This window comes from Gymnodinialimonas sp. 202GB13-11 (assembly GCF_040932485.1).
GTDB lineage: Bacteria > Pseudomonadota > Alphaproteobacteria > Rhodobacterales > Rhodobacteraceae > Gymnodinialimonas > Gymnodinialimonas hymeniacidonis.
The window spans coordinates 1,490,641-1,503,266 of the sequence record NZ_JBFRBH010000001.1 but is presented as its reverse complement, the minus strand read 5'-3'; the positions used below and the strand labels follow the sequence as shown (position 1 = coordinate 1,503,266).

Here is a 12,626-nt window from a genome sequence, read left to right as displayed (position 1 = left end):
AGTTGTTGCCCGTTTCCATACAGTGCGGAGGTGAATAGCAACACGCTCCCTGTTTTCCGCTGGCCTAGCTGAGCCATGTGACTACACTTTGCCGAACGGTGCCTTGCCACAAACGCAGCCAGCCCAAAGATGTCCAAACTAGAACATCCTCCTTCGGCCCCAACGCTTGGTGAAGTGCTTTTGGCATTTTACGAGTGCTTGACCGAACCGGCACAGTTGGACCGTTTGATGGAGGTCCTGACCTCGTGGCTCGATGATGAAGATGGGCAGCTAATATCCCCGAAGCTGGAATATCATGCAGATCGAGCCTGGCGCTTGTTAGGGGAGCTTTCGCAAGGTGCTACGCCGGACGAGGTCGAAGCCCTGCAGGCGCTGGACATCACACGCTATGAGAGCAAGGCAGACGTTGCAGCCGGTTTTGTGGCGCGCATCCCACTGGAGGATCAGGACAAGCTGAACAAGTGGTTGTCCGATGATGAGGACGGGTCGACCCTGCTGCTGCGGGTGAACGAGGGTCAGGCGGTTGAACTGGTCATGCTGTCGCGTGACCCGGCGGTGGATGGATATGTGTCGAAGCGCTCGGGCGATGCCTTTGAGCGTGTCATTTCGGCCTTCGTGGCCGAGAGTTTCGATTTAACCCACGCGGAATTCGGCCTGCTGAAAGAGCTTCTTCTGGGCGGTACGCTGCGCGAAATCGCCGACCGTGTCGGGAAATCGTGGGAGACGGTGCGCAGCCAGGTCAAATCCCTGACCAATAAGTTGGGGGTCAGTTCCCAATCCGATATTTTGCGCATGTTGAATCAGGCGGCGACATTGATCCCCCCGCAAGCGACGCAAGCGCGCGCAGCCGGGGAGGGTGGTCTGCTGACGCTGCAGCGACCGGATGGCCGGACGCTTGGATATGAGGTGGATGGACCAAACTCGGGCAAGACACTGGTCTACCTGCACGGGATGACGCAAGGGCGGCATTGGCCGGAGAACGCACGGGCGCTTGCGGTTGGTCGCGGCTGGCAAGTGGTGCGCATTAGTCGCGCGGGTCGGGGGCCATCTTCGGTGAACGTCAAGGAAGGCGAAGCGCTGTTGCAGGATCACATCGACGACGTGATGGCGGTGCTGGACCAGGAAGGGATTGGCGCATTCTCGATCTTTGCGGCGGCGGATGGGTTTGCCGTTGGATATCAACTGGCCCTGCAACACCCCGAACGGGTGCAGACGATTGTAGGGATCGAAGCAGTGCCACCGATCCTGTCGCGTGAGGTGACGACAGGTTTTGTCGGCAAGATGAAGACATTTGGTCTGGCCTGCCTTTATGCCCCCAAGACGATCAAATTCATGTTCGGGCTGGCGATGCATCAACTGGAGCGGATGGAGGATCGCCATGCCGGGGTGCATCCGTTGATCGGTGTTGAGATGCGCAAGGTGGAGACAGAAGACGGTCTGCACGCGGATGACCGGAACTTCGCCGATCTCATGGTCCATAGGGCAGACGGGATGTGGCGGGATTCAAGCTATTCCTGTGTGGATTGGGCCTATGCGCCCCAAAGCAGCAATTTGCGCCCTCGTGCGACGCTCATCCATTGCAGGGATTCGTTGATCAAGGCATCGGGTCCGTTTGACGATTTCGCGCAACGCATCGGTGCGCCCGTGGTCCGTATCGACAGCTACCTGCCTTATGTGTCGTCGGCTTTGCCAACCGTGTTGTCCGCGGCAGAGCCGATCTGAAAAAAGGCCGATCCTGCGGGCGTTTCCGTCGGATTTCACCCGTTCGGGTGATTGCCATAATCTGAGCCGTAACCGTAGGTTCTGCGCAAGGCGGTGGAGCACGTTCGCCAGAGCAGAATTCAGTTCTCCGGCAGGGTATTGAGCCCGGTTTGGAAGATAGCAGAACAGGCGCTTTGATTGTGTTTGACCCGCGTTATCCCGCGACGGCACTGTAGGCCTTCACACTGCGTAAATCGTTTTCGCCTTCACGGGTCAGGAACCCCCGGCCGCTTTGTGACGAAGCCGGGGGTTCTGCTTTTTTCGCGGGTATGTGTGGCGCTCGGCCTTATCGCTCCGGGATCAAGCCCCGTGGGCTGAAGCGCAGGACCAGCAGCAGGATCAAGCCCATCGTCAGTAGGCGCATATGCGCGGCGCTGTCGAGCAGGTGCTCAGACAGGGCTGAGCCTGGTTCCAAGAAGTAAGTCAGGCCCTGCATAAGCATCAGGCCCATCGGTTCGACCTGCACCCAGAGCCACCAGATCAGGAAGCCGCCCAGGACCGCGCCCCAGTTGTTGCCCGATCCGCCGACGATCACCATCACCCAGATCAGGAAGGTGAAGCGCAGGGGCTGGTAGGTGCCGGGCACAAGCTGGCTGTCGAGCGTGGTCATCATTGCGCCGGCCAAGCCGCAGACGGCGGAGCCGAGGATGAAAATTTGCAAGTGACGCGCTTTGACGTCCTTGCCCATGGCTGAAGCCGAGACCTCATTATCGCGGATGGCGCGCATCATGCGGCCCCAGGGGGAGTTCCACGCTTTCTCGCTGAGCCAGATCAAGGCGATCAGGAACAGGATGAAGAGGCCCGCATAGGCGAGTTTGACGGTGATGGTGGAGGCCGTAACCGGGTCGGCGAAGGCGTTCAGGAAGGCCTCGTTCGCCTGCAGGTCGACTTCATAGGGGACGGGGCGGGGAATGCCGGTGACGTTCTTCACGCCGCGCGCCAGCCAATCCTCGTTTTTGAGGACGGCGATGATGATCTCGGCGATGCCGAGGGTGGCGATGGCGAGGTAGTCGGAGCGCAGGCCAAGGGCCGTCTTGCCGATGATCCATGCGGCACCGGCGGCGAGAACGCCGCCCATGGGCCAGGCGAGGATGACGGGCAGGCCGAGGCCACCGAGAAAGCCGGTGGAGGCGGGATCGACGGCTTCGACGGCCTCAACGGCGGGGTCGAAGACGGTGCGGAAGATGGCAAAGCCGCCGATCAAGACGACGACCACCGCGAGCGCGCGGAGGCGTCCGGCGGGGAGTTTGGTGTAGGTCAGGATGGCAGCGACGATGGTCATGGCGCCAAGGACGAGGCCGAGAAGGACTTGCGGGCCGCCGGCGGCCCAGGCCTCTGGCACTGGGTCGGAGGACACGAGGACGGCGGCGAGGCCACCGAGGGCCACGAAGCCCATGACGCCCACGTTGAAGAGGCCCGCGTAGCCCCATTGCATGTTCACGCCGAGCGCCATGATGGCCGAGATCAGCCCCATGTTGAAGATCGTGAGCGCAGTGTTCCACGACTGCACGAAACCGGTGCCGATGAAGAGAACGGCCACAAGAGCGAAGAGAAGGATGGTTTTGGAATTACCCGACTGAGGGGTGGTGGCTGCGTCGCTCATACTGATTTCCCCTTCATGATGCCGGTGGGTTTGAAGAGCAGCACGATCAGCAGGATGCCGAAGGAGACGGCGAATTTGTAATCGGTGCTGAGCAGTTGCAGGAGGCCCTCTGGCTGCCAATCCTCTGGCCCCAGATAGCCCACCACTTTGCGGAATGCATAAGTCACGCCGACTTCGGAGAAGGCGATGAGGAAGCCGCCAAGAATGGCGCCGAGCGGGTTGCCGAGGCCGCCGACAATGGCGGAGGCGAAGATCGGCAGGAGCAGCTGGAAATAGGTGAAGGGCTTGAACGACTTGTCGAGGCCGTAGAGGACGCCCGCGGTGGTGGCGAGCGCGGCGACGATGATCCAGGTGACAAGCACGACACGATCGGGGTTGATGCCCGACAGAAGGGCCAGGTCTTCGTTGTCGGAAAACGCGCGCATCGACTTGCCGGTACGGGTGCGGTTGAGGAACCAGAAGAGCGCTATGACGGCAATCAGGGCCACAACGATTGTGATGCCTTGGGTAGTGCGGAAGGCGAGGCCTTCGTCGAGGCCGGTCATCTCGCGGAAGTCGCGGGCGCGGATAATGAACCGCTCGCCATCGGCAAAGCGTTGGTCATCGACGCCGATAAGGAAGCGCACGATGCCGTTCATGATGAACATGACGCCGAGGGAGGCGATCACGAAAATCACGGGTTTGGCTTTGTTTTCGCGGTAGAAGCGGTAGACGGTGCGGTCGGTGCCGATCACCAGAAGGGCCGTGACGGCGATGCCGAGAGGTAGGGCGAGGAGCGCTGTGGGCAGGGGGCCGAAGCTGACGCCTGCGGCCTGCAGGCCCCAGGTGCCGAAGATCGTGATCATGGTGCCGAATGCCATCGTGTCGCCATGGGCGAAGTTGGAAAACCGCAGGATGCCGTAGATCAGCGTCACGCCAAGCGCACCCAGTGCGAGCTGCGCGCCATAGGCGGTGGCGGGAATAATGACGAAGTTCGCCAGCGCAACGAGTGCGTTCAGAAAATCCATGGTCGGATCACGTGTCCCTGTTGGTTTTGGCCTTTTGGCGTTTTGTTGGTTCTATCAATTTCCCAAGACCTCGCAACTGCCGAAAAAGGTCATGGCAGCGGCGGTGTGGGTGGTCAGTATGGCCAGATTGCCGGTAATCGTCAGCAAGGCGTGTGTGTCCCTCGGAGAGACGGCCACATATCCTGCGCCGTCGGAAAGTGCCTCAGCGCGCAGCTGCATTCCGTCCCATTCAAGAAACAGATCGCCTGCATGATCGGCGGCTATCACACGGGCCGAATTGTCCTGATCAAAGCAGTCGAGGCTGGCGAGGCAGGTGGTGGTGAAGGTGCAGTCCCACGGTTCGGCCATGGCTGGTGTGGCGAGCAATAGCAGGGCGAAAGCTGTGCGGATCATGATGTGACCTCAGAGGGGTGGCAGACATATTCGAGCGGGCCCGGTATGAGCGCACGGGACACGGGGTTGAATTCGTGGGCGTGGATCAAGATCGATCCCGTGGCGTTGCCGGAAACCGCGACGAACAGGAAGCGATAGATTGGCGGGTCTGAAAGTCTGTGGCTGCGGGCCATGTCTTGCGCTTCCGCCACCGTGCTGGCGATGGTCGCGGGGAGGCCGCGTGACGGGTGCTCTGGCGTTACGGTCCAAAACCATTCAGAGCCATCGCGGGTGAGGATGAGGTGCGCCGGTGTTCCAGCGTCGCAAATGGCTTGCAGGTTGCACGGCGTTTGCGATTGGCAGACCATCCGGTCGGGGAAGCTATCCCACGTCGGATTGGCAATGGCGGAAGTCGTTGGAAGCATGAAGGCCAAAACGAAGTGGATCATGACAGGTCACGCCCAACCGGTGCACAATGGTGGCGCATTGCGCGGGGGGCGAGACCGCGGGTGGGGAAATACTGGAAGCCGTAGCCATCAAGGATAAGCGCGCCGTCTTCCGTGTGTCCCATGGGAACGAGGATCAGGCCAACCTCTGTGGTATCTTCCTGCGCCAATGCCTCCGCTTGTGTAAGGGTTTCAGCAACTGCAACCGGAAACCCGTTCCATTCGGCCAGCGGATCCCAAAGCCACGTACCATCTACAAGTTCGAGTGAGAAGAGAAGCGGTGCGTCCAATCCTTCGCAGGGTTCATCGCCACAGGGGTCGATGAGTTCGCACAGCATTCGATCCGACAGGACTTGCGCCGAAAGCGGGTGCGCGATGACCGCTGCAACACATGCGGCGACGACTCGCACGGCAAATGTCATGATTGCTCACAAGTCCCGAGGCCGGTGACGACCTGCATGCCCGCATGGGGTTGGTGGGTGGTCACGATCACATGGCCAGTGCTGTCGAAGGTCAGCGTTTGAACGGTTTGGCTGTCCGGATCGCGGTGCATGAGGCTGCGAACACGGGTCTGATGGGCGGCCCCTTCAACGGGTGGGAGGTCAGCGATCAATTCGTAGTCGGAAGGGAGGTCGGTATCGATCCAATCCACGGTCCAACCTTCATTGCCTTCGATGATCGCAATTGTTTGGGCGAGGTCACGGCAGGCTCCGGTATGTGGGCACATGACGTTGAGAAGGCACGTCCATTCCACGGGCGCCTCTTGCGCGGGCGCTGCAAGGGGCGGGGTGCAGAGAAGGGCGGTTGTTGCGAGGAGGCGCATGGGGACCTTTCAGTAGAAGCTGGTGCAGCGGCCAACGGTGGTTTGGGCGGCAGGTTGGCCGTTCAAGGTGAAGTGCCGGGTATGGATAGCGTCGAGGCCGTTGAATAGCGTGATCATCTCGCGGTCGCCATGGCCGAGCGTGACGTAGCTTGGGGCCTGGACCCCTTCCTCGGGGATCACGCGGATTGGCACGATGTGGCCGCCATAGTCGAACAGCGGGGCGGCTGCGCCGTGGTGAGTGTTGATTGTCACTTCGTAAGGTTCGCACAGGACGCCGGGCGCGCAATCTGTCGGGGAGAAGCCGCAGATCAGGACGTCGGCTTGGGCGGGTGCGCTGAGGAGCAGCAAGGAAGCGAGGCGGATCATGAGGCGGGCTCACACGTGCCGAAATAGCTGACCGAGGTGAGCCTGCCTGCGGCCTCAAAATCATGCTGGGTCATCGCGGCTTCGCCGGTGGCGGAGACGCTGAGGAGTAGGGTTTGATCGGGCCGGGTGTCGAAGAGGAGCGACAGGGCTGGTGCCTCCACATGCGAGAGCGGGGTGCCCAAGGCGATGCCATCCGCCGTGGTCAACGCCAGCGCGCCGGAGATGAGATCAAAGGTGAAGGGCAGACCGGGGTGTGTCTGGCAATCGGTGAGGGGGGAGCAGAGCTGCGTGAACGTGCAGGCAAGGCCAGTGGCCGCCGCGGGGGAGCTAACGAGGCAGAGACAGGCGGCCAGTGCGCGGATCATTCGGACCGCTCCGTGCATTCGAGCATGAAATAGCGCCCGGCGGGGCCTGCACGGGTTTGGTCGACATAGGCGAAACGGCGGGTGAGGGGGTCTGTTGCCTCTTGCTCGACGATGAAGCGCAGGCCGAGATCTTCGGGGTCTGGGGGCGCAGACTCGAGGGCGTGGTAGACGTTGAGAGGGCGCGGATCGTCGGCCTCTGGCCCGAGACTGCCTCTGTCGCCTTGAACCTGAAGGATCAGAACGCCGAAGGTTGGGAACGAGACGCAGCCGCTGCTCTCACGGCAGATTTCGATGGTTTCGCAGGTGGCGGTGTACGTTGTTGTTGCGATGTCATCGCTGAGATTGGCCTGCGCTGGCAAAGGCAGAGCGAGCATAGCCGCGCAAACGAGGCGTTGGGGTATGTTGCTCCGACCTGTCACTGCCTCACGAATGACTGTTGGCAGGGGACTTCTTCTGAGACGAACGCGTCGGGTCCGGCTGGATTCCCGCCTCGGTCAGGATGACGGCGCAGCGTGGCGCGCATGCTGTCGTCGGATGGATTTCGACTGATCGACAGTACGAGAGCGCCTTCAGAGCGTGTGCGGGCTAGGAAATGCAATGGCGCGCCTGCGCTGGATGGAAGCGGTGGAATGATCTCGGCGCCGGTTGGTCTGCCCGTGGCGCCCGGCGTGGCCCAGATCCGGGCCGATGCGCTGTCGGCGCCGGGGTCGAGCGTAATCGGCAAGGGTGTGTCGCTGGTGCAGGTTCCGTCGCCGCCGCAAAAGGTCAGGAAAGTGCAGGTCAGAAGGATTGTGACTTGTTCCAAGTTCGATGCTCCTTGAAGCGAAGGGAGGGCTATGGCGCAGGACAGGTGGCGGCAAAGGTGCGTGCGCCGTAATACTCGCCGCTTTCGGCCCGCTCGTCACTGATGAAAACGCCAAGGGTCGTATCGGACAGCACAAGGGTCATGTAGCGAGCCGGATCGGAGGACGTGTCGAGGCCGGACGCCGTCATGCCCGTGTTGAGGGACAGGCTTCCGGGTGTGATATCGTCGAAGCGCAGCGTTTCTTCGAATGCGGAGACGGTGATCAAGTCTGTGGTTATCTGGACGTTAGCCGCTCCTTCGGCACGTTCGCACGTGTCCGGGTCAAGGCTGACCCCGGTGCACACAAAGTCGATGGCGCAAGTCATGGTTCGGGGCTGAATTTGGGCGGCGGCTGGCAGGCTGGCCAGTAGCATCAGTGTACCGAATAACGCTGCCCGCACAGGATCAACCGCCTAGGAAGCTTTTGCGCACTTCGGGGTCGGCCAGCAGTTCCTTGCCGGTGCCGGTATAGGCGTTGCGGCCTTGGACGAGCACATAGCCGCGATCTGCAATCTCAAGGGCCTGGCGGGCGTTCTGTTCCACCATGAGGATCGGGATGCCGGTGCGTGAGACCTCAATGATGCGGTCAAAGAGTTCGTCCATGACGATGGGGGAAACGCCAGCGGTGGGCTCGTCCAGCATCAGGACCTTGGGCTGGGTCATCAACGCGCGGCCCACGGCGACTTGCTGGCGCTGGCCGCCGGAAAGCTCCCCCGCCGCCTGTTTGCGCTTTTCACGGAGGATCGGGAAGAGGTCGTAAACCTGCTCCATCGTGGCCCGGAAATCGTCCTTGCGGATGAAAGCGCCCATTTCGAGGTTCTCCTCGACCGTCATCGACGTGAAGATGTTGGAGGTCTGGGGCACGAAACCCATGCCCGCCGCAACACGCGCTTGCGGCGTGAGGCCCGAGATATCGGTTCCATCCAGCATCACATGGCCTTCGCGCAGGTTCAGCATCCCGAAGACAGCCTTCATGGCGGTAGATTTGCCCGCGCCGTTGGGGCCAACGATGACGGCAATCTCGCCGGGATTCACGGCGATGGTGCAGGAATGCAGGATATCCGCGCCCGAGCCATAGCCGCCGGTCATGGCGTCGCCTATCAGGAAGGGCGTTGTGGTGTCTGTGGCGGCTGCGGTTTGGGTCATGGTTGGCCTGTCTTGGGTAAGCATGTGCGCCGGATCACTGGCCGGTGCCTTGTGGTTGTATCATCTGCATGGCCTGGGCAAGCAAGGCATTGGTGGTCTGCGTATCACTACTGCGAACCGGTTCGATGATCTCGATGGCGGCGGGGACACCAAAGGCGTCGAAGACCGAGAGATGGATGTAGAAGTGGTTTGGATTGTCTTCTGGGCGGAGGACGAACGGGTTGCGAAAGACGGTCTGGCCGTTGATTTCGCTCATGTAATCACGGTTGAAGTCCAGGTGGCCCCTACCTTCAAGACGGTCGCCAACTAGGCTCCACACGGTCCAGAAGGAGTTTTCGAGGTCAGTTTCGCTTTCGATGCGAGGTCCGCTGACTGTCCAGAAAACCTGCGTTAGGCGTGTTTCCGTGCGAATCTCGGCGAATGGGAAGCCGATTTCATTGTAGGCCACACTGATGTCGGGCGTGCTGCACACCTCAAGATCGAGGCCCCAGTCGATGCAGTCGGCCGCGGCGGGGGCGGTCAACGTGGTGACTATTGCGAATGCGATGGCAGAAAGGCGTGGAAGGCTCATTGGGTCACCTGCATCTGGTCGAGGAATTGCAGATGAAGTGAGCGGTGGCGCGGGGAATAGGTGGTCACGCCAGATTCGATAGTGACGAATTGGGCAACGCTGTCCTCCATCAGCAGCATGGAGTTAGAATAGACATACATCTCACCATCTACCGTTCCGCGGTAGACGAAGTTCGGGTGAGGACCGCCTGCGATGATAAGCTGCCCTCGCTGGATCACGGGGATTGTTTCAACGGGTGCGCCAGAAGCTGCGGCGAGGTTCTGGAGCGCCACGTCCTGCAAGCGCTCGATCGTCAGCCCATTGGTGCGGCCGATCGGTTCAACCACGGCGATGGCCTGAATGCCCAGGGGTGTGGCGAAATAGCTGGTGATCTCGGCATTGTCGGCTTGGGGCGTGAGGACGAATTGCGGGGACGTGCCGCAGAACCGGACAGGCTCGGCAATCAACGGGCAGGGGGCGGAGCCGGGCATCGGCAGATCGCCGTCCTTTGGGGCCACCTGCGCCAGCGCGGGAATGCCGCAGAGGAGAAGGGCAAAAGGGAGCACGCGTTTCATCATCTACGGCTCTAACGCGATGGCGGAGACGAACAGAGCGTGATCCGCGCGGTGGGTGTCGGTGTAGGCGTCTACCTCGTGCTCGATGGTGATCAACTGGATCGCGTGTGTTTCTGTCAGCGCCATGGTGTTGGCGAAGAGCAAGGTCACGTCTTCGGACGTGCGCCTTTCATAAACGAGTGTGAGCCATTCCATGCCCAGGTGAGACACGACACTACGTTCGAGAACCCGCACTGTCCTGGCTTCCGGATCGCCTGCGGGAAGCCCACGCAACGCGGTCGCTTCAAGCGTGGCGAGCGTATAGTCCGAGCCATCCAGCGGGTCTGACACGATGTAGGCGTTGGGGCCACCAACCCTGGTTAGAAATGCATCATTGCCATAGCGCCCGAATGGGCCGAACTCGAACCAGCCATGGTCGGAGCCGCAGATATGGACGGGGTCGCGCAAAAAGCGGCAGTCTTCGGCCAGTGCAGGGGCACCGAGTACCGCTGTGGCCAAGACCATGCCCGCCTTGATCATGCAGGCGCGCTTTCCAGTTGGTCTTTGTTTTTGAGGCCCGTGCCCAGATAAGCCTCGATCACTTGCTCGTTGGCCTTGATTTCATCGAGCGTGCCCTCGGCGAGGACTTTGCCTTCGGCCATACAGATCACGGGGCCGCAGATTTTGCCGATGAAATCCATGTCATGCTCGATCACGCAGAAGGTGTAGTTCCGTTCCTTGTTCAGGCGCAGGATTGTGTCGCCGATCGTGTTGAGAAGGGTGCGGTTCACGCCTGCACCAACCTCATCAAGAAAGACGATCTTGGCGTCAACCATCATAGTGCGGCCAAGTTCCAGAAGCTTTTTCTGACCGCCTGAGACGGCACCCGCGGGGTGGTCCGCGAGGTGTGTGATGGTGAGGAATTCAAGAACCTCGTCGGCCTTCGCCCGGAGCGCGCGCTCTTCATCAGCGATCCGCTTGCGGCCAAACCACGTGTTCCACAGGCTTTCGCCGGTCTGACCTTCAGGCACCATCATAAGGTTTTCGCGGCACGTCATGGAGCTGAACTCATGCGCGATCTGGAAGGTGCGCAGCAGACCCTTGCCGAACAGCTTGTGTGGCGGCAGGCCGGTAATGTCCTCGCCGTCCATGTGAACGCGCCCGGATGTTGGTTCAAGAACGCCTGCGATCACATTGAAAAGCGTGGTTTTTCCTGCGCCATTGGGGCCGATCAGGCCGGTGATTGAGCCGGTCTCAATTTTCAGGCTTGCGCCATCCACGGCATGGAAGCCGCCGAAGTGTTTGTGTAGGTCGTGGACTTCGATCATGAGGCGCGTGCCCTTTCGGTAGAAAAACAGCCCGGCGATATCACCGGGCTGTTTGAATGTTCAATGATCAAACGATCAGCGGTAGCCAGCGACCGAAAGCTCACCATCGACGATTTCGATCTCACGGTAGTTGCCGGCGGATTCGCCTGCACCGATGAGCTCCACTGCCGACGCGCCGACGTAGTCCACGTCTTCGCCGTTGGCGATCATCTCAAGCGCCATGCCAAGCTGACCCGGCAGGATCTCGGTGCCCGGTGCGTTGGCCACGTTCATGACTTCGCCCATGTAGTCGGCGGCATTGCGCGAACCGGAAGCTGCCATGGCGAGCATGATCAGCGCTGCTGCGTCATAGCTTTCCGCCGAGAAGGGCGAGGTGCCATCGAAGCCAGCTTCTTCAGCCATCGCCTGGAAGAGGCCTGCGCCTTCGCTGTCGGTGCCGGGGTTCTGGCCGAAGGAGCCGTCGATGTCGGAGCCGAAGTTGTCGACGAGTGCCTGAGAGACCATGCCGTCCGGGAAGACGAACGTGTCAAACGCGCCGGTGTCGAGTGCTGCCTGGATCACGCCAGAACCGCCTTGGTCGACATAGCCCGCCACGACAAGCGCCTGACCACCGGCCGAGGCCAGTGCGCCGACTTCAGCGGAATAGTCCGCGCGTCCGTCTTCATGGGCGGCGGAGAGCGTCACGGTGCCACCGGCCTCTTCAAAGGCGGCGGTAAAGGCGTCTGCGAGGCCCTGACCATAATCGTTGTTGGTGTAGGTGACGGCGACGGTGTCGATGCCACGTTCCATGATGATTTCAGCCATCACAACACCCTGACGCGCGTCAGACGGTGCGGTGCGGAAGAACAGGCCGTTGTCTTCAGCGGTCGAGAGGCCCGGCGACGTGGCGGAGGGCGAGATCATTACCATGCCGTTTGGCACAGCGACGTTGGCCAGGATGGAGCCGGTCACACCGGAGCAATCCGCGCCGACAATGCCGTGCACGCCGTCCGACGTGATCAAGCGTTCAGCCGCGGCTTGTGCTGCCGAAGAGTCAACGCAGGTGGAGTCCGCGCGCACGGACGTGACGGCTGCGCCATCGAAAAGTGCGCCGGACTCGGTGACTTCGGCCATCGCAAGCTCTGCGCCGTCGCCCATGGCTGGCGTGATCGATTCGATGGGGCCCGTGAAGCCGAGGATCACACCGAGGGTCACGTCACCCTGGTGGCCATCAGCGGCTGCAGCACCGGTCAGCGCCATGGATGCGGCGGATGCCAGCAAAAACTTCTTCATCAATATTCTCCCTGTGGATGGGCGTTCATCGCCCTTGATGGAGGGGAGATTAGCTTTCACGCCCGCAAAGTAAAAGGGGTCGTCTTGCAAGGTGTTGGCCGGGTGACAAGCCGCGATAACGGGTGGACAAGTGGCGGAAGGGCGGCGAGTTTTGCGCTGGAATAAAGTGGGGGACATGCCTTGGGAAAT

At 61.1% G+C, this 12,626-nt stretch carries 18 protein-coding genes; 1 reads left to right on the top strand and 17 read right to left on the bottom strand.

The genetic code is table 11. The features are described 5' to 3' along the window. Nucleotides 1-129 precede the first annotated feature (129 nt). The gene (locus tag V8J81_RS07565) at nucleotides 130-1,722 is read left to right on the top strand and encodes a LuxR C-terminal-related transcriptional regulator (protein ID WP_368475139.1); all 1,593 of its coding nucleotides are present in this window, start codon (nucleotides 130-132) and stop codon (nucleotides 1,720-1,722) included. 325 nt (nucleotides 1,723-2,047) lie between these two features. Here the strand turns inward: V8J81_RS07565 and V8J81_RS07560 are convergent, their stop codons facing one another. From V8J81_RS07560 to V8J81_RS07480, 17 genes are all read right to left on the bottom strand, one after another. Then, on the bottom strand, nucleotides 2,048-3,364 hold the full coding sequence (locus V8J81_RS07560; protein ID WP_368475138.1) for a branched-chain amino acid ABC transporter permease: 1,317 nt from the start codon (nucleotides 3,362-3,364) through the stop codon (nucleotides 2,048-2,050). Further along, the gene (locus V8J81_RS07555) at nucleotides 3,361-4,371 is read right to left on the bottom strand and encodes a branched-chain amino acid ABC transporter permease (RefSeq protein ID WP_368475137.1); all 1,011 of its coding nucleotides are present in this window, start codon (nucleotides 4,369-4,371) and stop codon (nucleotides 3,361-3,363) included. The genes V8J81_RS07560 and V8J81_RS07555 overlap by 4 nt, the downstream gene beginning before the upstream one ends. 54 nt (nucleotides 4,372-4,425) lie before the next feature. Then, nucleotides 4,426-4,764, bottom strand: coding sequence for a hypothetical protein (locus V8J81_RS07550; protein WP_368475136.1), 339 nt, complete (start codon nucleotides 4,762-4,764; stop codon nucleotides 4,426-4,428). Continuing rightward, nucleotides 4,761-5,192, bottom strand: coding sequence for a hypothetical protein (locus V8J81_RS07545; protein ID WP_368475135.1), 432 nt, complete (start codon nucleotides 5,190-5,192; stop codon nucleotides 4,761-4,763). The genes V8J81_RS07550 and V8J81_RS07545 overlap by 4 nt, the downstream gene beginning before the upstream one ends. Beyond that, on the bottom strand, nucleotides 5,189-5,611 hold the full coding sequence (locus tag V8J81_RS07540) for a hypothetical protein (RefSeq protein ID WP_368475134.1): 423 nt from the start codon (nucleotides 5,609-5,611) through the stop codon (nucleotides 5,189-5,191). Before V8J81_RS07540 ends, V8J81_RS07545 begins: the two co-directional genes overlap by 4 nt. Then, nucleotides 5,608-6,012: a hypothetical protein gene (locus V8J81_RS07535; RefSeq protein ID WP_368475133.1), complete on the bottom strand. Its 405-nt coding sequence runs from the start codon at nucleotides 6,010-6,012 to the stop codon at nucleotides 5,608-5,610. The genes V8J81_RS07540 and V8J81_RS07535 overlap by 4 nt, the downstream gene beginning before the upstream one ends. Nucleotides 6,013-6,021: 9 nt before the next feature. Then, nucleotides 6,022-6,378, bottom strand: coding sequence for a hypothetical protein (locus V8J81_RS07530; RefSeq protein WP_368475132.1), 357 nt, complete (start codon nucleotides 6,376-6,378; stop codon nucleotides 6,022-6,024). Then, complete coding sequence (locus V8J81_RS07525) at nucleotides 6,375-6,743, bottom strand: hypothetical protein (protein WP_368475131.1); 369 nt, start codon at nucleotides 6,741-6,743, stop codon at nucleotides 6,375-6,377. The genes V8J81_RS07530 and V8J81_RS07525 overlap by 4 nt, the downstream gene beginning before the upstream one ends. Then, on the bottom strand, nucleotides 6,740-7,117 hold the full coding sequence (locus V8J81_RS07520; RefSeq protein ID WP_368475130.1) for a hypothetical protein: 378 nt from the start codon (nucleotides 7,115-7,117) through the stop codon (nucleotides 6,740-6,742). The genes V8J81_RS07525 and V8J81_RS07520 overlap by 4 nt, the downstream gene beginning before the upstream one ends. Before the next feature lie 41 nt (nucleotides 7,118-7,158). Continuing rightward, nucleotides 7,159-7,548, bottom strand: a complete 390-nt coding sequence (locus V8J81_RS07515) for a hypothetical protein (RefSeq protein ID WP_368475129.1) — start codon at nucleotides 7,546-7,548, stop codon at nucleotides 7,159-7,161. A 29-nt stretch (nucleotides 7,549-7,577) separates the two neighbouring features. After that, entirely contained in the window at nucleotides 7,578-7,961 is a 384-nt protein-coding gene (locus tag V8J81_RS07510; RefSeq protein ID WP_368475128.1) for a hypothetical protein, read from the bottom strand. 31 nt (nucleotides 7,962-7,992) lie between these two features. Next, complete coding sequence (locus tag V8J81_RS07505; RefSeq protein ID WP_368475127.1) at nucleotides 7,993-8,733, bottom strand: ABC transporter ATP-binding protein; 741 nt, start codon at nucleotides 8,731-8,733, stop codon at nucleotides 7,993-7,995. A 34-nt stretch (nucleotides 8,734-8,767) separates the two neighbouring features. After that, on the bottom strand, nucleotides 8,768-9,304 hold the full coding sequence (locus V8J81_RS07500; RefSeq protein WP_368475126.1) for a hypothetical protein: 537 nt from the start codon (nucleotides 9,302-9,304) through the stop codon (nucleotides 8,768-8,770). Continuing rightward, the gene (locus tag V8J81_RS07495) at nucleotides 9,301-9,858 is read right to left on the bottom strand and encodes a hypothetical protein (protein WP_368475125.1); all 558 of its coding nucleotides are present in this window, start codon (nucleotides 9,856-9,858) and stop codon (nucleotides 9,301-9,303) included. The genes V8J81_RS07500 and V8J81_RS07495 overlap by 4 nt, the downstream gene beginning before the upstream one ends. A 3-nt stretch (nucleotides 9,859-9,861) precedes the next feature. Beyond that, nucleotides 9,862-10,377 (bottom strand): hypothetical protein, encoded by a 516-nt coding sequence (locus V8J81_RS07490; RefSeq protein ID WP_368475124.1) that lies wholly within the window; start codon nucleotides 10,375-10,377, stop codon nucleotides 9,862-9,864. Beyond that, nucleotides 10,374-11,165 carry an ABC transporter ATP-binding protein gene (locus V8J81_RS07485; protein WP_368475123.1) on the bottom strand — a complete coding sequence of 264 codons (792 nt, stop codon included), beginning with the start codon at nucleotides 11,163-11,165 and terminating at the stop codon, nucleotides 10,374-10,376. The genes V8J81_RS07490 and V8J81_RS07485 overlap by 4 nt, the downstream gene beginning before the upstream one ends. 75 nt (nucleotides 11,166-11,240) lie before the next feature. After that, nucleotides 11,241-12,437 carry an ABC transporter substrate-binding protein gene (locus tag V8J81_RS07480; protein ID WP_368475122.1) on the bottom strand — a complete coding sequence of 399 codons (1,197 nt, stop codon included), beginning with the start codon at nucleotides 12,435-12,437 and terminating at the stop codon, nucleotides 11,241-11,243. Nucleotides 12,438-12,626 lie beyond the last annotated feature (189 nt).

Coding starts and splice junctions, on each gene's coding strand:
- V8J81_RS07520 (WP_368475130.1), bottom strand. CDS start 7,117: ATGCTCGCTCTGCCTTTGCCAGCGCAGGCCAATCTCAGCGATGACATC.
- V8J81_RS07500 (WP_368475126.1), bottom strand. CDS start 9,304: ATGAGCCTTCCACGCCTTTCTGCCATCGCATTCGCAATAGTCACCACG.
- V8J81_RS07505 (WP_368475127.1), bottom strand. CDS start 8,733: ATGACCCAAACCGCAGCCGCCACAGACACCACAACGCCCTTCCTGATA.
- V8J81_RS07485 (WP_368475123.1), bottom strand. CDS start 11,165: ATGATCGAAGTCCACGACCTACACAAACACTTCGGCGGCTTCCATGCC.
- V8J81_RS07495 (WP_368475125.1), bottom strand. CDS start 9,858: ATGAAACGCGTGCTCCCTTTTGCCCTTCTCCTCTGCGGCATTCCCGCG.
- V8J81_RS07530 (WP_368475132.1), bottom strand. CDS start 6,378: ATGATCCGCCTCGCTTCCTTGCTGCTCCTCAGCGCACCCGCCCAAGCC.
- V8J81_RS07545 (WP_368475135.1), bottom strand. CDS start 5,192: ATGATCCACTTCGTTTTGGCCTTCATGCTTCCAACGACTTCCGCCATT.
- V8J81_RS07510 (WP_368475128.1), bottom strand. CDS start 7,961: ATGCTACTGGCCAGCCTGCCAGCCGCCGCCCAAATTCAGCCCCGAACC.
- V8J81_RS07565 (WP_368475139.1), top strand. CDS start 130: ATGTCCAAACTAGAACATCCTCCTTCGGCCCCAACGCTTGGTGAAGTG.
- V8J81_RS07525 (WP_368475131.1), bottom strand. CDS start 6,743: ATGATCCGCGCACTGGCCGCCTGTCTCTGCCTCGTTAGCTCCCCCGCG.
- V8J81_RS07555 (WP_368475137.1), bottom strand. CDS start 4,371: ATGGATTTTCTGAACGCACTCGTTGCGCTGGCGAACTTCGTCATTATT.
- V8J81_RS07540 (WP_368475134.1), bottom strand. CDS start 5,611: ATGACATTTGCCGTGCGAGTCGTCGCCGCATGTGTTGCAGCGGTCATC.
- V8J81_RS07480 (WP_368475122.1), bottom strand. CDS start 12,437: ATGAAGAAGTTTTTGCTGGCATCCGCCGCATCCATGGCGCTGACCGGT.
- V8J81_RS07490 (WP_368475124.1), bottom strand. CDS start 10,377: ATGATCAAGGCGGGCATGGTCTTGGCCACAGCGGTACTCGGTGCCCCT.
- V8J81_RS07535 (WP_368475133.1), bottom strand. CDS start 6,012: ATGCGCCTCCTCGCAACAACCGCCCTTCTCTGCACCCCGCCCCTTGCA.
- V8J81_RS07550 (WP_368475136.1), bottom strand. CDS start 4,764: ATGATCCGCACAGCTTTCGCCCTGCTATTGCTCGCCACACCAGCCATG.
- V8J81_RS07560 (WP_368475138.1), bottom strand. CDS start 3,364: ATGAGCGACGCAGCCACCACCCCTCAGTCGGGTAATTCCAAAACCATC.